General features: G+C 53.4%; 17 protein-coding genes and 4 pseudogenes. 12 read left to right on the top strand and 9 right to left on the bottom strand.

Features of this window, described 5'->3' with window-relative positions; translation table 11 throughout:
- Positions 1–18 precede the first annotated feature (18 nt).
- Positions 19–270 (top strand): YrhB domain-containing protein, encoded by a 252-nt coding sequence (locus PMI20_RS30000; RefSeq protein ID WP_157173168.1) that lies wholly within the window; start codon positions 19–21, stop codon positions 268–270.
- 78 nt (positions 271–348) lie between these two features.
- Here PMI20_RS30000 and PMI20_RS29995 read toward each other — a convergent pair.
- From PMI20_RS29995 to mhpB, 8 genes and pseudogenes are all read right to left on the bottom strand, one after another.
- Positions 349–1,203: pseudogene (locus tag PMI20_RS29995) on the bottom strand (IS5 family transposase).
- A 119-nt stretch (positions 1,204–1,322) separates the two neighbouring features.
- The gene (locus PMI20_RS29990; protein WP_007928939.1) at positions 1,323–2,591 is read right to left on the bottom strand and encodes an OprD family porin; all 1,269 of its coding nucleotides are present in this window, start codon (positions 2,589–2,591) and stop codon (positions 1,323–1,325) included.
- A gap of 41 nt (positions 2,592–2,632) precedes the next feature.
- Positions 2,633–3,850, bottom strand: a complete 1,218-nt coding sequence (gene mhpT / locus PMI20_RS29985; RefSeq protein WP_007928937.1) for a 3-(3-hydroxy-phenyl)propionate transporter MhpT — start codon at positions 3,848–3,850, stop codon at positions 2,633–2,635.
- A gap of 267 nt (positions 3,851–4,117) precedes the next feature.
- Positions 4,118–5,128, bottom strand: coding sequence for a 4-hydroxy-2-oxovalerate aldolase (gene mhpE / locus PMI20_RS29980; protein WP_007928935.1), 1,011 nt, complete (start codon positions 5,126–5,128; stop codon positions 4,118–4,120).
- Positions 5,129–5,139: 11 nt separating this feature from the next.
- Positions 5,140–6,078 (bottom strand): acetaldehyde dehydrogenase (acetylating), encoded by a 939-nt coding sequence (locus PMI20_RS29975; RefSeq protein ID WP_007928933.1) that lies wholly within the window; start codon positions 6,076–6,078, stop codon positions 5,140–5,142.
- Between the two features lie 13 nt (positions 6,079–6,091).
- The gene (gene mhpD / locus PMI20_RS29970; protein WP_007928930.1) at positions 6,092–6,886 is read right to left on the bottom strand and encodes a 2-keto-4-pentenoate hydratase; all 795 of its coding nucleotides are present in this window, start codon (positions 6,884–6,886) and stop codon (positions 6,092–6,094) included.
- An 11-nt stretch (positions 6,887–6,897) separates the two neighbouring features.
- Positions 6,898–7,755 (bottom strand): alpha/beta fold hydrolase, encoded by an 858-nt coding sequence (locus tag PMI20_RS29965; protein WP_007928929.1) that lies wholly within the window; start codon positions 7,753–7,755, stop codon positions 6,898–6,900.
- A gap of 23 nt (positions 7,756–7,778) precedes the next feature.
- Positions 7,779–8,723, bottom strand: a complete 945-nt coding sequence (gene mhpB, locus PMI20_RS29960; protein ID WP_007928924.1) for a 3-carboxyethylcatechol 2,3-dioxygenase — start codon at positions 8,721–8,723, stop codon at positions 7,779–7,781.
- Positions 8,724–9,039: 316 nt separating this feature from the next.
- Between mhpB and PMI20_RS29955 the strand changes: the two genes are divergently transcribed.
- Positions 9,040–9,705: a GntR family transcriptional regulator gene (locus PMI20_RS29955; protein ID WP_007928922.1), complete on the top strand. Its 666-nt coding sequence runs from the start codon at positions 9,040–9,042 to the stop codon at positions 9,703–9,705.
- Here PMI20_RS29955 and PMI20_RS29950 read toward each other — a convergent pair.
- Positions 9,700–10,617, bottom strand: a complete 918-nt coding sequence (locus PMI20_RS29950; protein WP_007928920.1) for a SphA family protein — start codon at positions 10,615–10,617, stop codon at positions 9,700–9,702. The genes PMI20_RS29955 and PMI20_RS29950 overlap by 6 nt on opposite strands.
- A gap of 93 nt (positions 10,618–10,710) precedes the next feature.
- Here PMI20_RS29950 and PMI20_RS29945 point away from each other — a divergent pair, with 93 nt between their 5' ends.
- The 10 genes and pseudogenes from PMI20_RS29945 (at position 10,711) to PMI20_RS29895 (ending at position 20,909) form a co-directional block, all read left to right on the top strand.
- Positions 10,711–10,923, top strand: coding sequence for a hypothetical protein (locus PMI20_RS29945; protein WP_007928918.1), 213 nt, complete (start codon positions 10,711–10,713; stop codon positions 10,921–10,923).
- 108 nt (positions 10,924–11,031) lie between these two features.
- Positions 11,032–12,456, top strand: a pseudogene (locus tag PMI20_RS29940) (type IV secretion protein Rhs); the annotation flags it as partial.
- Between the two features lie 62 nt (positions 12,457–12,518).
- On the top strand, positions 12,519–14,171 hold the full coding sequence (locus PMI20_RS29935; RefSeq protein ID WP_284170876.1) for a TniQ family protein: 1,653 nt from the start codon (positions 12,519–12,521) through the stop codon (positions 14,169–14,171).
- Between the two features lie 71 nt (positions 14,172–14,242).
- The gene (locus tag PMI20_RS29930; RefSeq protein WP_284170874.1) at positions 14,243–14,608 is read left to right on the top strand and encodes a histone-like nucleoid-structuring protein, MvaT/MvaU family; all 366 of its coding nucleotides are present in this window, start codon (positions 14,243–14,245) and stop codon (positions 14,606–14,608) included.
- Positions 14,609–15,181: 573 nt separating this feature from the next.
- Positions 15,182–16,051 (top strand): annotated as a pseudogene (locus PMI20_RS29925) (ShlB/FhaC/HecB family hemolysin secretion/activation protein); the annotation flags it as partial.
- Positions 16,051–16,632 (top strand): hemagglutinin repeat-containing protein, encoded by a 582-nt coding sequence (locus tag PMI20_RS29920; RefSeq protein ID WP_284170871.1) that lies wholly within the window; start codon positions 16,051–16,053, stop codon positions 16,630–16,632. The pseudogene PMI20_RS29925 and the gene PMI20_RS29920, both read left to right, overlap by 1 nt.
- 66 nt (positions 16,633–16,698) lie before the next feature.
- The gene (locus PMI20_RS29915) at positions 16,699–18,129 is read left to right on the top strand and encodes a VENN motif pre-toxin domain-containing protein (RefSeq protein WP_284170869.1); all 1,431 of its coding nucleotides are present in this window, start codon (positions 16,699–16,701) and stop codon (positions 18,127–18,129) included.
- Positions 18,130–18,452: 323 nt separating this feature from the next.
- Entirely contained in the window at positions 18,453–18,707 is a 255-nt protein-coding gene (locus PMI20_RS29910; RefSeq protein ID WP_157173153.1) for a hypothetical protein, read from the top strand.
- A 244-nt stretch (positions 18,708–18,951) separates the two neighbouring features.
- Positions 18,952–19,236 (top strand): annotated as a pseudogene (locus tag PMI20_RS29900) (DUF2846 domain-containing protein); the annotation flags it as partial.
- A gap of 821 nt (positions 19,237–20,057) precedes the next feature.
- Positions 20,058–20,909, top strand: coding sequence for a lipopolysaccharide kinase InaA family protein (locus PMI20_RS29895; protein WP_238543421.1), 852 nt, complete (start codon positions 20,058–20,060; stop codon positions 20,907–20,909).
- The last annotated feature ends 276 nt before the right edge of the window (positions 20,910–21,185 follow it).

Raw genomic sequence — 21,185 nt, 5'->3', positions numbered from 1 at the left:
TTTGAAGAGTCCCTGGAGATGATCAGTAATCACTTGAGTAAATCTCCAATGCCGATGGTGATAACATACTCTGAAGGGTTTCCTGATGGGTGGCTGTTTTGCTTCAACTCTAAACAGTATGTTGAGACAGGTGATTTCTCATTTCAACTGGTTGGGAATGGGCCGATTTTTGTTGATAAAGATACCGGCGAACTGCATTTTTTTGGCACGGCATTGCCGCCAAAGGAGTATGTGGAAGAGTACTCTTTGAGGAAGCGTAATAAGAAATAACATAGGTAATTGCTGAAAAAGGTACTGATCAGGCTCTACGGGAAGTAGAGGTTAGCTCTGGTAGTAAGGGAGCATGGACTAGGCTCTGTACGAAAAGTAATGTCGCAAACACTGCATGGCACAAGCCAGTGAGACCATTGCCGCATAACTTTTCGCGAGTTTGTCGAAGCGCGTCACGATGCGGCGATTTTCCTTCAGCCACCCGAACATGCGCTCGATGATGTTGCGCTGCCGGTACTTGGGGCGATCAAAGAGTCTTGGCAAGCCCGGCTTCGGCTTGCGTTTCATGCTGCGCAGCGGGATTACCGGCTGCATCCGGTAACGATCACAGTAGCGGCGCAGGGCTTCGGCGTCATAGCCCTTGTCGGCCAGCAACCATCGGCAGCGCTTACGGGGGCGACCGCGCAGGCTTGGGATGCAAGCCTCATCCAGCAGCGGCTGGGCATAAGCGATATCACTGGCTTGCCCGCCTGATAGTAGAAAGCGCAGCGGCACGCCATTGACATCGCACAACATGTGAATTTTGGTCGTCAGGCCGCCCCGACTGCGCCCGAGTGCATGGTCTTGCGGTTCTTCAGGCCCCCTTTTTTCCCGGCGCCTGATGAGGCCCGGGTTGCACGAACGGCAGTGGAGTCGATCATCCAGGTTTCCAAGTCGATCAGGCCTTGCTCGTTCAACCGGATGTGAAGTCGTTTGAGCATCTGGTCGAAAACCCCACGATTACGCCAGTCGCGAAACCGTTGATATACCGTTGACCACGGGCCGAAGTGTTCGGGCATGTCACGCCAGGCCGCTCCTGAACAGAGCACCCAGAGCACGCCGTTGAGCATCAGCCGATCATCTGCCCGTGGGCGTCCGTTGCGGCGGGTTTCACTGAAGATGTCTGCAACCAGATCCCAGGCTGCGTCGGGGGAGTTCGTACCGTTTGGCCATCGTGGGCTCCTGCCTTTGATGGACGCGGACTCTACTGATTCCTGACGTTTGTGGGAGTCAAATGAGTTTCGGCAGATTTCGTACAGAGCCTAGGATTGAAACGGCAGTAACGCGTCGTTTCACCACAATGCAAATGTATAGTCGACGTTCACTCGCAGCTCATTGTCATCACGGTGAGTAGCGCCAGGACCGAAATCATTTCGGTACCAAGCGTGTCTTACTCGGAGTGCCACATCCTTGAAGGTACCGCTCTGGATGACATAGGAAAGCTCGACGTCTTTTTCCGACTCTTTTAGATTACCGCTGCCAAGGTTCGGAAGATCAATGCTATCCCCGCTGACGTAACGCAACATACCTTTCAGTCCCGGGACGCCAACCCCAACGAAGTCATAGTCGTACTTGACCTGCCAGCTTCTCTCTTGAGGGTTTAGGAACTCCGAGCTTAGGGTGCCTTCGGTTATCACCAGAGGCTCGGTACCAAAGAGAGAGGGCATAGCGGTATCGCCGGTCAGCTGCATGTAGCCAACGCCGAGACGATGCACGCCGAGCTGGTAGGTCAGCATCAAAGCAGTATTGCGGTTGTCTACTTTCCCAGCTTTTGCTGATCCATTGTCTTTGGAGTCATAGAAGCGGAAGTCGGAGGTGAGCCGCCCTGGGCCCAGCTCACGGTTGTCCACGAAACCGAGGTAGTTCTTGTCGTAGATGTCTTCAAGCTCTGCGTAGTAGTACTTGAGCGTGAGGTTTTTCGACCAGGCGTAATCGCCGCCAAGGAAATAAAATGCATCAGACTCCGCTGCTCCGTTGAAGCGTCCGTTTGGAGCTGAAACTCGCATCTTTTGGTAGTCAGTCGAGTCCCGCAGGTTGATTCGGTCCAACCACCCCGCGTGCAACGACAGATCGGTGATGTCTTGCGAGCGCAGGTAAGTGCCGCGGAAGGTTTGTGGTAGCAGCCGTGTTGGACTTGCGAACGCGATCGGCAAGAACGTGCTCACGGTTCCGTACTGCAACTCAGTCTTGGAAACCTTGACCTTCGCTGTCAGCCCTAGCTCGGAGTAATCCTTAGCGGGCTCTTTTGTGGAGGCGGAGAACGGCAAAAGGCCAGTGCCTACGCGGTCTGGTGAGGAATCCAGGCGCAAACCCATCATGGCTTGAGCATCCAGTCCGAAGCCGACCACGCCCTCGGTGAAGCCCGAGTTGAAATTGACGATGAAGCCCTGAGCCCACTCCCGTATTGCAGCTTGCGGAGTCTCGTTGATGTAGTTGCGATCGAAGTAGTAGTTGCGCAGCGTTACCTTGGCTTTCGAATCTTCCACGAAGCCGGCCGCCTGGAGTGAAGCAGCATGTGCAGCCAGCAGCCCTGCGAATGCAATTTTTTTTGATTTGCTCATGTCGTGTCTTCTTTCTTGTTTTTGTGATGACGCAATGTCGGTCAAACCACCGAGGGGCTCAGCTCAGGGCGTTTCTTCAGCGACGAGAGATAAAGCAGCGAGATAGCCGCCAGAACGATGCCTGGCGCCGAGGCCAACATCACACCGCCCGCACCGGCCCCCAGGACCATCATCTTTCCTACGACGAGTGGACCGGTCATGGCACCAACACGACCGACTGCGAGTGCTGCACCTGTTCCGGTAGCCCGGCCATTGGCGGGATAGAACTGAGGAGCAAGGGCGTAAAGCACGCACTGGCCACCCGTTGTGAAGATGCCGGCCAAGAATCCTGCACCGATCATGGTCGGAAGTGAGGCCGCCACGGTGAGGCAGGCCAAGGAAATCAGAATGCCCCCATAAACCAGTGCCGACATGGCCCAGATAGGCAGGCGATCCATGGCAACGCCGAGCATTAACGTACCCACCGCAGCGCCGAGCTGCATGGCCAACACGACGATGCTTGCCTCGCTCGGTTTGAACCCCTGTCCAATAAGGATGCTTGGCAGCCAGTTGATCAGGATGTAGGTGACCATCAGTGTGAAGAAGAAGCTGACCCACAGGAGCAGGGTTTTCTTCAGCGCACCGCCTTCAACCAAGATGGCTTTGGTGGAGGGAACTTCGATAGTTGAAGCAACTGAAATTGCTTGCTTGTATACGTCAGGCAGGAAGAGAAGCAGCAAGGGAACGATGACCAGAGGAACGACGCCGCCGACGTAGAAGACGAGCTTCCAGCCAGCCCCGAAATCCAGCAGACCAATGGCGGCTGCCAACGCGGCCCCCAGCGGTACACCGCAATACATCAAGCTGACTGCCGTACCTTGCATGCGCTCACCAGCGGCTTCAGAAGCGAGTGCGATCAGGTTGGGCAACGATGCACCCAGGCCCACGCCTGTCAGGAACCGGGCGAACAACAACGCGCCGAAGCTCCAGGCAACCGTAGTGACGAGGGAGAAGATGCCGAACAGTGCAACAGAGACGATGAGCACGTTCTTCCGGCCGTAGCGATCAGCCAGGCGACCGCCAACGAAAGCACCAGGGAGCATGCCAAGGACGCCAACGCTGAAGACCCAGCCCATTTCTAGCTTATCCAAGCTGTAGTCGGCAGACATGCCGTGAGCCGCAATCCCAGGGGCTTGGAGATCCAAGCCTTCCATCAGTGCAACGAGGAAGCAAAGCGCGATGGTGATGAAAAGTTTGGTTTTATCAGTTTTGTCAGTCATAGCGACCCCCTCTGAAGCCCTTTGGAAGGTCTTCAGAAAACACGTGATTGTGGTTTTAGTAACACCAGTGATGTGGAGCTAAATCAGCTCAGTAATCACTCAAGAAAGAGTGAGTAGGTGGGCTGATCACTGCGTGTTAGAAGCTGCTGCGAGTAGGGAATCTGCGAGGCATTCATGTTGGTGAGCTCTCTTATTGTTTTGTCATAGACCCCCTCCCTGACGGGAGGGGATTGCTGCAGACCGCTTGCGTGGAGCTGTCTGCGAACCTCAGCGCTTCAGCAAATCCAATGCGACGTCGACGATCATGTCTTCCTGGCCACCGACCATGCGGCGTTTGCCAAGCTCGACCAAGATGTCTACTGCTTTGATGCCGTAGCGAGCAGCTGCAACTTCTGTATGGCGAAGGAAGCTCGAATAAACGCCGGCGTAGCCGAGCGCGAGAGTCTCTCGGTCAACCCGTACCGGGCGATCTTGGAGTGGGCGAACCAGGTCATCTGCTGCGTCCATCAGGGCGTACAGGTCAGTGCCGTGGTTCCAGCCCAGCTTGTCTGCGGCTGCAATGAAAACTTCCAGTGGTGCATTACCAGCACCGGCGCCCATGCCCGACAGGCTCGCGTCGATGCGGTCACAGCCTTCCTCGACGGCAACGATCGAGTTGGCTACGCCGAGACTCAGGTTGTGGTGCGCGTGGATACCGGTATGAGTGGCCGGATCGAGCACCGCTTTCACTGCGCGGAAGCGCGCACGAATGTCATCCATGTTCATCGCGCCGCCTGAGTCGACGACGTAAATGCAGGTGGCACCGTAGCTTTCCATCAGTTTTGCCTGCTGCGCGAGCCCTTCCGGGGTCTGCATGTGGCTCATCATCAAGAAGCCAACCGTGTCCATGCCGAGCTCACGGGCGTATTCGATGTGCTGCTTGGAGACGTCTGCTTCGGTGCAATGGGTGGCGACTCGGACAACGCGAGCGCCTACGGTATAGGCAGCTTTGAGGTCGTGCAGAGTACCGATGCCTGGGAGCAGCAACGTTGCTATCTTGGCGTGCTTCACTGCGTCGGCGGCAGCTTCGATCCATTCGATATCGGTGTGTGCGCCAAAGCCGTAGTTGAAGCTGGAGCCTTGAAGGCCATCACCATGGGCCACCTCGATCGAATCGACCTTGGCGGCATCCAGCGCGCGAGCGATTGCCTGGACCTGATCCAGTGAGTACTGGTGACGAATGGCGTGCATACCATCACGCAGGGTCACGTCCGAGATGTAGAGCTTTTTACCGTTCATATCTGCGCTCCTCAGGCTTGGCTCATCGACTGTGCCATGCGCTCGGCGGTAGCCAACGCAGCAGAAGTCATGATGTCGAGATTGCCTGCGTACGCTGGCAAGTAATGGGCAGCACCCTCGACCTCAAGGAAAACAGAGGTCTTCAGTCCACTGAACTTGCTCTGACCAGGAATGTTCAGCGGGGCAGATTCAGGGATTACTTCAAACTGCACTTTCTGCTTAAGGCGGTAGCCAGGGACATACGCATTCACTGCGGCAACCATTTCTTCAATGGAGGCCTCAACCTGATCCTGGTCAGCTGCTTCAGACAACACATAGACGGTGTCGCGCATCATCAGTGGAGGCTCAGCCGGGTTCATGATGATGATGGCTTTACCTTTAGCTGCCCCGCCGATCACTTCGATGGCTTTCGAGGTGGTCTCGGTGAATTCGTCGATGTTCGCCCGGGTGCCAGGGCCCGCCGATTTGGAGGCGATCGATGCGACGATCTCTGCGTAATGCACTTTAGCAACACGCGATACTGCAGCGACCATCGGAATAGTTGCCTGCCCACCGCACGTAACCATGTTCAGGTTCTGCGCGTTGACGTGTTCTTCGAGGTTAACCACCGGCACGCAGTAAGGGCCGATAGCTGCCGGAGTAAGGTCGATCACACGGATGCCGGGTTTGCACTCACGCAGCATGGCGTCGTTTTTGACGTGAGCACCGGCACTGGTTGCATCGAAGACGAAATCGATGTCAGCAAACTCTGGCATTTTGACCAGGCCAGCGACACCTTCGTGAGTGGTAGCCACGCCCATTCGGCCTGCGCGGGCCAGACCATCAGAAGCAGGGTCGATACCAACCATCACGGCCATTTCCAGGTGCTTGGAATTGCGCAGGATCTTGATCATCAAATCGGTGCCGATGTTTCCGGAGCCGACGATGGCGACTTTGCGTTTTGTAGTCATTTCTAGATCTCCATCACTCGACACTGAACGACACGCCGACGCGGCCAAGGCCTTCGATTTCGGCTTCAAAATGATCACCTGGGCTTACGCCAACCATCGGCCCCAAGGCACCTGTGAGGATGATGTCGCCTGCTTTGAGAGGCTCACCAAACTCAGCCATTGTGCGAGCGAGCCAAACGGCTGCATTCAGCGGATTACCCAGGCACTCGGCACCACTACCGGAGCTCACGACCTCACCGTTTTTGGAGAGCCGCATCGTTGCGCCGCGCAGGTCTAGCCCATCAATGCGCTGTGCAGGGCCGCCGAGTACAAAGCACCCGCTTGAAGCGTTGTCAGCCACGGTGTCGGTGAACTTGATGTTCCAGCCCTCAATGCGGCTGCCGACAATTTCAAGCGCCGGGAGAACCCAGCCAGTTGCCGCGATGACATCTGCGAAGGTTGTGGAAGCGCTAGGCAGGTCGCGTTCCAGCACCAGAGCAATTTCAGCCTCGATCTTGGGCTGCAGAACACGCTCGAACGGAACCACTTCGTTGTCGCCATACGCCATGTCCGCAAACAGGCAACCGAAGTCCGGCTGGTCTACACCCAGCTGGGCTTGGACCTTGGGGTTGGTCAATCCGATCTTGCGGCCAACCAGGCGTTGTCCATTGGCGATGGCGTAGGCTTGGTTCAGGCGTTGAATCGCATAGGCACTTTCCACGTTTGTGGCGCCGATCACGTCACGCAGTGGTCCAACAGGCTCGCCCTTTCCTTCAGCTCTGCGCAGATCAGCCGCCAAGCGCTCAAGGGTCTCTTGTGTGATGTTCATCGTGACCTCGATCAGTGGGTGAGGAAGTCGAGAACCAAGCGGTTGAACGTGTCCGCGTGTTCCCATTGGGCCCAGTGGCCGCATTTGTTGAAGACATGCAGTTGAGAGTTGGGAATGCCGGCAACCAGGCGCAGGCCGGTGTCCATCGGGACAAAGCGGTCATTGCGCCCCCAAACTACGAGGGTCTCGGCCTGAATCTCGCCGAGGCGATGGCCGAAGTCAGGGAACTGCTTGAGGTTCGCAGCGAGGCTCGCGGTAAAGTTTTCGAGGTGGTCCTTACGAGCTAGCATGTTGTCCAGGCGCGCTTGGAACAGTTCTTCGGTGAGGTCGCTGGTGTCGTAGACGAAGATGTTCATCATCTTCTTGAGGTTTTCGATGGTTGGCTCGCGGTACAGGCCGTTGAGCAATTTGATGCCTTCAGTTGGCATTGATACGAAAGGGCTGACCCCACCGGTGCCACCGCCCATAAGCACGAGCTTCCCTACGCGCTCAGGCCAGGTCAGGGTGAAAGCTACGGCGGTATGGCCGCCCATGGAGTTGCCGAGCAGGTGCACCTTGTTCAGGTCCAGCTTATCGACCAACCCTTTCAGAACACGGGCGTTAAGATCGGAGCGAGAGCCGGTGCTGACGATCGAATCACTTTTGCTCCAGCCAGGGCAGTCCATGAGGATGACCCGGAAACCAGCCTCTACCAGTGGCTCGATGTTGCGATTGAAGTTGGCCCAGCCGCTAGCACCAGGGCCAGAACCATGCAGCATGACAACCGTTTCTTTGCCTTCACCGCAGTCGTTGTAATGAATATTCAGATCCAGCTCGCCGTCTTGGATGCGAACGAATTTGCTGCTGTCTTTTTCAGTAATTGCAGTCACGATTGAGTCTCCGTGAAGGTGTGTTAGCGCTGAGAGTGCGCACTGATAGAGCCGAAGCCTGCGATCCACTCTGGGATCTCTCGGTAGTAGCGATCTGTCGCGGTGTATGCGCCGTGGGCAGCGAGCGCTGAGAACGCTGCGACCCAGGCCTTGACCTCATGCGTGGATTTACCGGCCAACTCGGAAAGATGTGCATTGGGGAGGTGATCTAGGTCGCTCAACATGCCTTGCTCCACAACGTCGAGGAAGTACTGATCCCACTCGGGATTCAGCGGATGCAGGGTGTTCTGGTCTTCGACAAACCGCTCAGCTGCGGTGACGACTCGTTGAGTGCGAGCGGTGCGCTCGTCTTCTGGCAGATTGCGGCCACTGCCCATGAGCCGATCAGCCATTCGAGCATCGACTTTGGCTAGCTCTGGAACTGGCGGTTGGTGTGAAAGGCCGCCCGATCCCAGGAACAGCGCCCGCTTGTTCAAAGTGCGGGTGAATCGACCGACCGCATCACCCATCAATCTGACTCGCTCGAAGGTAGGCAGAGGCGGGGCCACGCAGTTCATGAAGATCGGCAAGACCGGATACTTGTCCAAGCCGCCGAGAAGGAATTCGAGCGGTTGAGCGAAGCCGTGGTCGACCTGCATGCGATACGAAACAGGCATGTCGATGCCATTGCTCAGCAGAGATTCAGCACAAGCTTCAGCGATGGATTTGGGGACAGACAGGGTGCCGGCGAGCGAGCCAAAATCGCCGATGGCTTCTGCCGCCATGCCCAGGCAGAAAGGGGGCATGACATCGTAGAAGAAGCCGTTGTAATGGTCTGGAGCGAAAAGCACCACGAGCTCAGGATCGAAAGCGGCGATGCGTGCACGGGCGGCGCGGATCACCTCATCCACTTCATCAAGCACGTTCTTGGGCGGATCGAAATACCCAATGAGGGGCGTGTGCGATAGGCAATGCAGGTAAGCATTCATCGATACGAACCTTTACGTCGTGCCCCAGTGCAGGCCGCCTCGCACTGGGACGGCATGAGCGCTTTCCTTAATGCCTAACGGCAGAGGGGCAACGCCATGCAGGTAGATTTGTTTTTGTCTGGCTAATAATCATGCACGCTAGAGTGCTAGCATGCAAGCTTAGAGGTGCCCGCTCATCGTCGGATGGATTCACGCTTTGGGAGTGGGTCGCGACGGATGACGAAGCGATTGGTGCAAAAATCTGGTTTACTATCCGAAATGCTAGTATGCAAGCCAGTTAGCGAAACGCGCAATCAGTCCTAGGAAAACCACACCGATGCAAGTGGCAAACAAGAAGACCGCTATCTATCAGCACATTTTGGAACGCCTACTGAATCGTAGATATGCGTTCGGTGAAAAAATCCTGGTAAAGGAAATCAGCGAGGAAACTGGTGTCAGTCGTCAGCCAATCATGACCGCACTCAACAGCCTTCAGGAAAGAGGCTTTGTTGTGATCACTGCCCAGGTTGGATGTGAGGTTGTGCACCCTACACGTTTGGAAGTTGATGATTTTTACCAAATGTTTGCCAACAACGAAGCGCTTATCGCAGGGCTTGCTGCTGAACGTGGCTCCCCTGATGATGTGCTGCGTATGTCCGAGATCAACGACAAAATCAGAAGCATCAATCCAGCTCACAGCGATGCTGCCTACAGCTATCAAACTTTGAACATCGAATTCCACCGCGTGCTGCACTCAATGGCGAAATCGCCAATACTCTCGGCACGCCAAATAGCAAATTTTGATCTGTCCGACTTTTTCATCGTGCAGACCTGTGGCTTCCAAGTGCACTTGGGCGCTGTTACTGATGAGCATGATGAGATTCTTGCAGCGCTGAAAACCAGAAACAAAAAGGCTGCAGCCAATGCGGCTGCGAGCCATATTTACAGTGTGGCGAAGGATGTCGTATCTAAAATGCCTGAGGATGCGAAGCTAGCCTCATAACGGGAAGGAGAACTCAAGCCATACCGAGTCGCCTTTGGGGCCGTTCTTGACCGCGGTCTCACGCATCCACTTGAGCACGACGCCTGACTTCTGATCAAACGCATAGAGGATCTGGGGGGCAACCGCGAATTTACTCAGCCGGTTCCCATCATCGAGGTCACCATGGTCGTAGCGATCATCGGTGACCTGCTTGGTGTAATACCCCACCAAACCCAGCTGAATCTTGGGATTCGACTGCAGCCTGTAGCCGAGCAGATAGTCGACGTTGAGCACGTTGCTCGAGCGATAGTCGGTGTCGTGGTTCTTCGCATTGATAGTGAAGGTCGGTGCAATCGAGATCTCCCAGTTAGGATGGGGAAACCAGGTCAGGTCGAATTCCTGAGTATAGCTCGCATTGCCTGTCGGGCTATTCGCTAACTTATTACCGTCATAGTTTCCCAATGGGACGAAGGCACTGAATCCCGTCAGCAAGTGCAAGTTTTTGGAAGGCGAGTAGCCGACATACAGAGGGGTCAGGTATAGCTGCCTGAAACCGGAGTCAGTATCGCTATTTCCGAATGCCTCAACTTTGATCTTGTTCGCTGAACCGATGATTCCGCTGCTGAGAGTAACGCCACTATCGAATTTCACGTCCCATGTGTGCACCACTCGAATAGCTTGAACAAAGTTCTCCAAACTGAATCCGGGGACAGAGGATTTGCCGCTGTTATCTTTAAAGCTATCCGCCTTGTAGTAGGCGGTATAACTGTACAAAGAGGTTTCACCTAGGGGAGGCAAGATTGCGGGAAGAACGGTCTGTACGCCTAGCGGCCAAACGGTATCCCCATTTTCAGTACCGTAACATAGCGAAAAAACGAGCAAAGAGTATCCGAGCGCGCTGGCAAAGCCAGCGCGTGTTACATAACTTTTCATTGTTATTATCCTATGTATTTATTACCGCTGGGTGTGGGCACGAATCAGGACGAATGTAACCAGCGCAGGTTCGGTCCCAGGGTTTCGCCAAGCATGGATATTGCCTTGCTGCACCACGATGTCTCCGCTCGCGAGCTCCCTGATCTGGTCGTCGTCCAGTTCGAGAACGAGAGGACCCTTGACCACAATGCCGTAGTCGACTGTCGGAGAGGCGTGCATACCTGGTCGCTCAGGGTCGAAGCACCCATACAGTCCAAGCAGGTGGCGTTGCTGCTCAGCATGAGCCTCCTCGGGATTGAAATCTGAGGACTGGAAGATTGAGTCAGGCGGGAAGCTCACCGCCAGACACTTAGTTTCTCCAGGCTGAGGCAGCAGTGAAGAGGTGGCTTGAATTGGGTCGTCAAATGCTTCAGGAACTCCGATGGCAGCGAGCAGGTTTACGTACACGACGAGAATGCCCGACTGGTCAGCCAGACCACCCCTGACGGTGCAGAAACGCAAAAAGCCTACGATGAAAAAGGCCGGTTGATTGCCGAGAAAGACCCGCTTGGCGCGGTCACCGAATATCAATACAACGAAGCCGGGCGCCTGGTCGCAATCATCCCACCCGAAGACGAACCCACCACCTACCAGCACCACAACGGCTTTGTACGAGTGGTCCGTCGGGGCAAGGCCACCTGGAAATACCAGCGCAACCTCCAGGGCGACATCACCCAACAGACCGACCCACACGGCAACCAAACCCACTACCGCTACGACCGCCAGGGCCGCCTGCTGGAAATCACCCACCCTGATGGCAGCCGCCATCAACTGGGCTGGAACGGCCTCGGCCAACTGCTGGAAGAGCGCCTGCCCGACGGCGGTCAGCGCAAATACCGCTATGACGCCCTCGGCCGGCAGATCACCCGCCAGGATGAAAGCGGCGCCATTACCCAGTACCAATGGGATGCCGCCAACCGCCTGGCGCAGATCACCCTGCCCGGCGGCGCGACCCGCGCCTTCAGCTACAACGCCTACGGCAAAGTCACCGCCGAGCGCGACGAACTGGGCCGCGTCACCCGCTACGAATACGCCGACAACCTGCACCTGGTCAGTCGCCGCATCAACCCGGACGGCAGCCAGCTGCGTTATCGCTACGACAACGCACGCCTACTGCTGACCGATATCGAAAACGAGCGCGGCGAGCAGTACCACCTGGATTACTACGCCAACGGCCTGATCCAGCAGGAAACCGGCTTCGACGGGCGCAGCACCGCCTATGCCTACGACCTCAATGGCAAACTGCTGAAGAAAGCCGAATTCGGCGACGACGGCAGCGAGCGGGTCACCGAGTACCAGCGCGACGCCGCTGGCCGCCTGCTGGTGAAAACCCTGGCCGATGGCGAAGAAGTTCACTACCGCTACGACGCCCTCGGGCGCCTGGTGAATGTCGACGACGGCCACTGGCCGCTGGCTTACGAATACGACCTGCAAGACCGCCTGATCACCGAACACCAAGGCTGGGGCACCCTGCGCTACGAGTACGACAAACTCGGCCAGCTCAGCCACTGCCGCCTGCCGGACGGCAGCAAGCTCGACTACCGGCACGCACCCGGCGGGCAACTGAGCAGCATCGACCTCAACGGCTCGCGCCTGACCAGTCACCAGTTCAACGCCGGCCGCGAACAGCAACGCCAGCAGGGCCTGCTGCTCAGCCAGTACCAGTACGACGAACAAGGCCGCCTGCAAGCCCACAGCGTCAGCCAGCAACAGCACGGCCAGCATCGCAACCTGTTCCGCCGCGCCTATGCCTACGACGCCAACGGCAACCTCGCCGGCATCGACGACAGCCGCAAGGGTCCAGTGATGAGCGAGTGTCTGAATGGCTGAGTGAGTTTTCCAGGCCTGCCAGTTGGCCCTCGATGACCAAAGAAATTCGCCACCCTAAAAACGACAATATGAAGGTATGGTCGGTAACACATCTCAAATACTGTCCTGTGTGTTTGGCAGAGGCCGCTTACTGGCGTGAATCTTGGGGGCTTGCACTTGTTACGACGTGCTCAATACACAAGGTCGGGCTTCAGTATCAATGCTCGAACTGCCTGCTGAGGATCGGTTCAAGTGCCCTGCTCACCCAAAGCTGCGGTTGCTGTGGGCATTCACTCATTGAAACAAACACTTCAGCCCCGGTTGCCGATGAGCAGCGTTTATGGATTACAAAATTACTGGAAGATCGTTTGTTGATGAATGGACGCTCATATAGGAAGGAGTTTGAACTCCTATCCTATGAACAGCTGCACATTTTAGCCATGCGCATTGGAGTGAGGAGCGCTCATCGGGAATCTCGTAAGCCTATGAAGCTAGCGGCAACTGCTTCGCTTGAAATAGCTCCTGCTTTGGCCCAAGCAGCTGGCCAAGTATTGATGAACTGGCCTCAGGGGTTTCAAGATTTATTGAGTGACCTCAGGGCTGAACGGGAAAGAGGATCAAGCTGGAAATTGCCTACTGCGTTCGGGCCAATATATAGAGATATTTACAACGAGCTGAGTGAGCCGTGCTTTGATTTTCTTCGTGCTGAATTTGAAAGTTACGTTATCCAGGAGTGGGATGCTCCGTTAGCAAGAAGAAATCGCAATTTGAGCGCTATTGCCTTGCGTCAGTATCGATGGGTTTCTTTAAAGGAAGCCTCTAAAATCACGAAGTTGCCAGCGTCTTTTTTGCGTAGGATGCAAATATCCGAGGAGCTTGATGTTCGAACTTTTACTTACGGCAGTGGAAAAGTCACAACGGTCGTAAATATCGATCACGTCCGTCAACTGTCGCCTCGCATGCGCGACCCGCTTAATTTAAAAGAGACCGCCCATTTGCTTTGTATTAGCGAGGACAGGGTTCGTCAGCTCTTAAATGCGGGAATACTCAAGACTATTGGCCAGGTTCCTCACCGTGGCGAAAAATGGTTTATCGATTTTGATTCAATTAGCTCACTCATTCCAAGGAGTTTCGGAGGCGAGCCCGGTTTAGGTTTCGTTAGCGTTTCCTATTTCGCCAAGCATTACCTGCCTACAACTGAGGGGTTTCCCGCGTTGATGAGGGCGATACAGTCTGGTGAGGTACCGGCCGTTTGTGTGGGAAATGATAAGAGATTTTGCATTGGGAAATGGTTGATAAACCCAATCGAAGTCAAGCATCTCAATGAAGAGATACCTCAAATGGCGGGGCATGCAGCGCAAATATCGGTCGTCGATGCTGCAAAGCTGCTTGGGGTTAAACAGGAAGTGGGTTACGCCTTGGTACGCTTAGGTTTGCTACGTAGCGTGACGGTTGAATGTGGTAGGCGGGTAGCTAGGATGGTCCGTTCCAACGCAATAAACCGCTTCAATAAAAACTATATCCTCGCCCCTGAAATGCTGACTGCGATGGGGACGACATCTTGTAAGTACGTGCGAGAGTACTTGCGGAGAAATGGTTTCAAGCCTGTAGCAGGCCCAACACTTGTGAGCGCTCAGTGTCGGCAATATGTGTGGAAAAGAAGCAAAAGACTTCTCGATTGCTTGGATTTGGCAGCAGAGGATTAGGTAATCGTTAGTCGCCGTTTAGATATACTCATGTGATAGTTTGTCCCACCCATTCACTCAAGGAGATCTCAATGTCCCGTTTGGCAGAATATCGAAAGCTCGAACAGCAACTGGCCAGTCAGCTGGCTGAGCTCGAATCAATGAAAAGCGATTCAGGCCTGAAAAAGGAAATGGAGTTTGAGAGCAAGCTTCGTGCATTGCTTGGCAAATACGGCTTCAGTTTGAAGAATGTCATCAGCATCCTTGATCCTGAAGCAGGTCGCCGTATCCCTGTTGCTGCTGTGCCAAAAGTAGCCCGCAAAGCTCGCGATGTGAAAATCTACAAGAATCCGAATTCGGGCGAGCTGATCGAAACCAAAGGCGGCAACCATCGTCAGCTGAAAGAGTGGAAAAACGAGTTTGGTGCAGACGTTGTCGAGTCGTGGCGCACTCAGTAAGCAGGTAACGCTATCCTCAGCCTTTCAAGCAGTACTGCATCCATACCCCTCTTTTGAGGGGTATTTTTATTTGCGCACGGCGTCAGCCGCCATGGCCAGATCGCTGATTGACATGCCAGTACAACTCACTGCTTCAGTGATAGGTCTGCTTGCCCCGCCGGATCACCTGTTCATTCTGAAATATTGCTCATCGCGTTAGTTCAGGTGGTTTTCCAACGCTTGGAACCCGCTCGGGAGACATAAGTTTCAAACGCAAAAATCTTTAAAAACAATGCATTTGGCGAGTTCAAGGTCATGCACGGAAGGCATGCTTGAGTCGTACACCCAAAGCGCTAATTCCCCCCTAATCTCTTTGACTTTGATGTTTTGCTTAGCGGGGGAATTTGAACAATTCTGTCGATTTTCTTTTTACCCCGAATCCTTATGAGACATTGCACAGCAATGGAATTTGGCTGTGCCAGCGGGCCTCTGTGAGGGTCCGTTTTTTACAGGCAATGTTGATTTAACTGCCGCTGTTCTGTTGGCCGTTATTTCAATGTCGAGTTCTCGGCTTTGTCTTTCGATGGATCGAATATGAATTTCTTATCGCCACGGGGCCGACTTTTTCTGGGGCTGTCACTGTTGGGGCTCAGTGCTCAAGGCAGTGTGTATGCGGCGTCCACCCCGGGTGAAACCGACCTGATCCGTCAACGCCAGAACCTCCTGCTCGAAGAACAGCGTCGGCGTCTGGAGGAACTCAAGGAGTTGCCCGGCAAAGAGGTCGCTCCCACCGTACCGACTGCCCCGGTCGATACGCGTTGTTTCCCGATCAAGAGCATCGAACTCAAGGACGCTGATAGCCTTTCTGCCAGCGAGCAGGAACACCTGCTCAAGCCCTATATCGGCCAGTGCCTGGGCGTCGGTCAGCTCAATGAGCTGCTCAAAGTCATCACCGATCACTACATCGAGAAAGGCCTGGTGACCAGTCGTGCCTATCTGCCGGAGCAGGATCTGTCCGACGGTCATCTGAAAATAATCGTGGTCGAGGGGCGGCTTGAGGGGGTGAGGGGTGCAGCCGACAACCAACTGTCCGAGCGCGAGCTGGCCATGGCCTTTCCCGGCAAGGTCGGCGCACTGGTCAACCTGCGGGAGATCGAGCAGGCGATCGACCAGCTCAATCGCTTGCCTTCCAATCAGGCGCAAATGGAATTGTCCCCGGGCCAGGAGCTTGGAGGCAGTGAGGTTCTGGTCAAGAACACGCCACAAAAGCCTTGGCGTGCCAGTTTGTCGCGAAATAACGACGGGCAAAAAAGTACGGGCGAGCAACAGTGGGACACCGGTTTTGAGTGGGACAGCCCACTGGGCCTGGCGGATCAACTGATCCTGCATGGTGGCCATGACGCGATCAGCGATCACCAGAAAACCTCGAAGAACGCGATGCTCTATTACAACGTTCCCTGGGGGTGTCTGGATATCAGGCTTGGCAGGGAGCCCAAGCATTGGAGTCCGGCGCGCAGGCAGGCAGTTTTGTCGGTATTGCCTTGTCTCTGGGGACTCAAAAATCCAGTTCCAAGCAGCTTCAGGAACAAAGCGTCAGTCAAGGTAGCAGCCTGACAGCAGGTAATAACTTGAATGTAATCGCCACCGGCAACGGCCAGCCGGGGTCCACAACAGGTGATATATCGATCGTCGGCAGTAAGCTGCAGGCCGGGAACGATGTTGTGTTGGCAGCTGCCAACGACATCGATATGCGCGCGGGTGCCAATACGCAAAAACTCGATGGCTCCAACACGAGTGGTGGTGGAGCTATTGGTATCAGTTTGAGCGTCGGTTCCAGCGGGGCGGGGCTCAGTATCTTTGCCAATGCCAATAGCGGTGTGGGCAAGGAGAAAGGTAATGGCACAACATGGACAGAAACCACCGTCAATGCAGGTAATCAGCTGACCTTGAACAGCGGTCGGGATACTACGCTGGAAGGAGCGCAAGCCAATGCGCAAAAAGTGGTTGCCAATATCGGCCGCAATTTGACCCTTAGCAGTTTGTAAGATACTGATCGTTTCGACTCCAAACAGACCAATGTCAGTGGCGGTGCGAGTTTCACCTTTGGCAGCATGACGGGCAGCGCTTCGCTCAGCGTCAGTCAGGACAAGATCAAATCGAATTTCGACAGTGTGCAAGAACAAACGGGACTGTTCGCAGGTAAGGATGGATACCAGATAAATGTAGGGGAGCACACTCAGCTTAATGGTGCCGTTATTGCAAGTACCGCCAGCACTGACAAGAACAAGTTGAACACGGGCTCTTTGGGATGGACGGATATTGGCAACAAAGCTGATTTCAGCAGCCAGCATCAAAGCGTTAGCGGTGGCACTGGCGGTGATCTGGGGTCAACGTTCATGGGGAACATGGGTAGCCTGTTGCTCGTTGGTGCGAACAACAATGGGCATGACAGCTCCACTACCTACTCAGCGGTTTCGGGAGGCGAAATCACCATTCGTGATAAGCCAAAACAACAGCAGGATCTTGCGACACTGAGCCGTGATGTCGAGCATGCTAGTAATGCCTTGAGCCCGATCTTTGATAAGGAAAAAGAGCAGAAGCGTTTGCGTCAGGCACAACTGATCGGAGAGATCGGTAACCAGTCGATGGACATTATCCGGACTCAAGGAGCAATCGAGGCCAGCAAGGCAGCTCAGTCCCAATTGACTGAGGAGCAAAGAAACATGCCGGGTGCCAATCCCAATGCCTCGTATGAAGATCGTCAGAAATATATCGCAGTGCTTCAGGCAACCGATGCTTACAAGAAAACCATGGCGTCATATGGCACAGGTAGCAGCCTGCAACAGGCTGCGCAGGCTGTGACTGCCGCAGTTCAAGGTTTGGCAGGGGGCAATCTGGGGCAGGCTTTGATGGGCGCTTCTGCACCCTATCTTGCAGAAACCATAAAGAAGATGACTCAGGGTAACGAGGAGGCTCGCATCATGGCTCACGCTGTATTAGGGGCCGTGTCAGCTAGCGTCCAGGCTGGTAATGCAGGTGCTGGTGCGGCCGGTGCTGCGGTTGCCGCTGCAGGGACGGAGGCCATTATGCAGGCTTTGTATGGCACTAAAGATGTGAGCAGTCTGAGCGAGACTCAAAAGCAGACAGTTTCAGCGTTGATGACATTAGCGGGTGGAATCTCTGGCGCTGTAGTCGGTGGTGATAGTGCGTCTACCTTGGCGGGTGCACAAAGTGGGAAGAACGCCACCGAAAACAACGATATGTTCAGCCTGCCTCCTGGTTTGATGGAGTATGGCCAAGCTGCGACATCTCTGGCTCAGTTCGGTGTCACTCGTGGTGACTCAAACGAGGTGATAGCTGAGGCTCAACGAGCGTTGGTGGAAGGGCGAGGTTTTGAGGGGCCTGAACCCGTCAAAGGGCTCATTCAGGCTTGGACGATAATGATGGCAGGTCCGTTGAGTGCCGCTGAACTTTCGGTGGGGGCGGCTGGTATGGTTCTAGGGGCTGCTATTTCGGGGGAGCGAATGTCAGTTACCAACTGAGCAAGGGAGAACTTTTCAGTTACACCGATGCTTTCATTGCTTCCGTTGTCGGTGGGTTGACGCAAGGTAAAGGTTTTGTAGTGACGCAAGGGGTCAGTTTAAGCGGTTCGTATGCAGGAAGCCTGATTAAAGGGGAGGATCCGGTTTATCCGATGCTGGGCACATTTGTTGGTACTGCTATTGGGTTTAAGGGTGGTCACAATGCTCAGTGAGCAACTAAAGCCCATTATTGGAAAGAGCGATTCTGATCTTGTGGGCGGAACGATAGGGTCTTATGCGTCTGAGGCTTCGGGAGATAAGATACAGTCATTGGGTGATAAAAAATGAATGGGCTTTTAATGTGGATTTATAAGATTTTTTTGTGGGTTTTGGGTTGTGTTGCGTTGTTTTTTTTAGCCGGCTTGGCCGCTAATTTTATAGGTGCTATAGCTGGTTATAATAAATATGGAGTTTGGGATTTTGGTATTAATGACTTGGTTTCTTCACTGAGGGGGGCTGTTTTTTATGGGGTTCCAGTCGCCGTAGGGGGGGGTGGGGCTATCGATCTTGGAAAGATACAAAAAGAACAAGGCTGGTAAAGGATGAAGAATGGTATTTGGTGAGGTATTGGATTGCCCGTTATTATTTATACCAAAGTCTGCTCTTGTAGTTTTCGTTCGGCTACATTCAGTAGAACTATTGTATGGTTCAGACCCTGTAAAATTTTCCAATAACTGCGCCGTAGCCTGAATGCGGTAAACCGCTTCGTCATCCTGTACGTCTAATGATGTCTGAGTTTCTATAAGTAATAAAGGGAGGCTTTCCAGTTCCACAGATGCTTTCATTTTTCTCGATGACAAGGAGGTGGGCTCTGAGATGGGTTACAACCGCGGCAACCAATACATTTATTTCTACGTGACGCCGGGTCAGCATGTGATCAGTTCCAAGGCGGAAAACTGGGCGGATATGACCGTTACGGCTAAGTCTGGTGAGATTATTTATCTCAAGCAGGAAGTCGAAGTGGGTGTGGTAATGGCGCGTAACAGTTTGAAGGCGTTGAGCGACGTAGAAGGCCGTTATCTGGTTAAGGACGCATCGCTGGGGACGGTGACAAAAGAGAGTAAATGAACTTGAGAATATCGAGGACTCAGGCTCTCGATTCCAATGGATTTGCAGCAAAGAAAATGTGAGGCCAGTAAGTCATATCTCTGGAGTGAGTCTCTATAAAAGTCAGTCTGAGATGATTGCTGGTTTTGAAACGGAAAGTTAAACAACGCTGAGGGGGCAGGCCATTGGGTACTTATAGGCAACGACTTGTTGTGTTCAAGAATATTTCCATACTGCTCATATTCATACCAATCCTACTCGTAGTCGGTGCAGCCGTAGCCTCTAATCCAATTTCACCCTGGTGGTTGGGTTTTTCTGTGGTTGGCCTCGCAATATGGCTGATGATTAGTAGTGTCATTGCACGTCGAATGGAAAGGATTCTTTCGAAGCATCGCTCTGATAGCCTCTGATGTAAATTACAGACTTTCAGGTCGGCTGACTGCGGCGTTGTGATGGGTGCGGTCGATAAGATTATGTAGCAAAAACTTGAACAATTTTGAATTTTTTATTTTGGCCGTGAGTGGCTGTGAGATATTGCACATTAAGTGGGTTTGGCAGTGCCATTAGGTCGTGTCGACATTGATCGCGGCCACTGTTCTAATAGGCCGTTATTGTAGTTTTGGTTTTATTGTCTTTATCTTTCGATGGGTTGAGCATGAATATTTTTTGCGATATTGCCGGTTTGGGGGATTTTACACAGTATAGATGTTGCGTCCGCTTCTAGTAAGTCGGCCTGAAACGTAAATGCTCGAACGATAACTGAAGGTGTTGGTTTGAAAGAGCTCGCAGCTTTCATAGCGACTTCATGAACCGCCAATAATTATAATCATGACAATATGGGCGTGGCAGTGCTAGCTACTAAAAAACAGTTTCGTCGTGAGTTTCCTTATATAGTAAAAGAAGGAAACTCCACGCTGCATCTAAATAACACACCTAGAATGAGGATGTCTCGAGCACTGTTTGGGCTAATCTGTCGTCGACGCCTCATGAAAATAAAACGAATTAGCGCATCTGTAACCATTGGTAGTGCATCATTGTTCGTCAAAGCCCAAGCGCTTGATAGCATCAAAGCTAGATTTCGTGTAACGCTTGGGATATCCAAACGTGATGGTGAGTTCGACTGGCCTGTTGAAGAACTATTGAACATGGTTGAGGCAAGCCGCCGTGGAGCAGATGTCCCTTCATTGATAGGGTTTGGCTACAAGAAGTCTTATCTAGGGCTCATTGAAGAGTTCTTTATCATCACTCAATTTCTCGAAGGTTTTATCGATGGTGTTCAATGGCTTAAACGTGATCCGGGACAGGTAGAGGCTCTGATTAAAGCGTCTTTCGGATTGTTGCGAACTCTTCATGAAAAACGCATCACGCATATGGATTTTTGGGTCGCAAATGTCATGCTTTCCCAACAGTGTGATCTTTCTACGAAAGCGATCGATCTAGAGAATTGTTTTCATAGTGAGCCGCAGTACCTAAGTGAAACGCTGGGATTCCAGTTCGGTTTTTTCTATCATCGAGAAATTTACCGTTTTATCACGGAAGCTCGATACGATAGATTGGTTGAGGAAGCACTCTGCGAGTATGAGAACTTGATTTTTGAAAAATTTGAGGTCTTTTATAACGCCAGCAAACATATGAAGATTGGTCGCAAAGAGCGGAGGCGTATATTTCTTAATGGAATCTTGGATTTGAATTGAGCTTAATCAAGCTCAATAATTCGGGCCGATTACATTATCTATGCTTGACTCCATGAGTAACAATCATAACGATTTCTTCAAGGGTCGAACCCTATTAGTGGTCTGTACCGGAACTGGTGGACAGGTAATTAAGACTGCTCGCATCGCGTCACTCTAACTCCATCTGGCTGAGATAACGCTTGACAGGGAGGAACTGACCGAATTCAAGGTGTCCACATTCCATGGAGTGTGGACACTTCTCATTTCGGATCAGGGAAAAGGTCAAGTCCTTTTTTC

This window comes from Pseudomonas sp. GM17, assembly GCF_000282175.2.
GTDB classification, from domain to species: domain Bacteria; phylum Pseudomonadota; class Gammaproteobacteria; order Pseudomonadales; family Pseudomonadaceae; genus Aquipseudomonas; species Aquipseudomonas chlororaphis.
The sequence above is the reverse complement of the archived record's forward strand: the minus strand, read 5'-3'. Positions and strand labels throughout refer to the sequence as shown.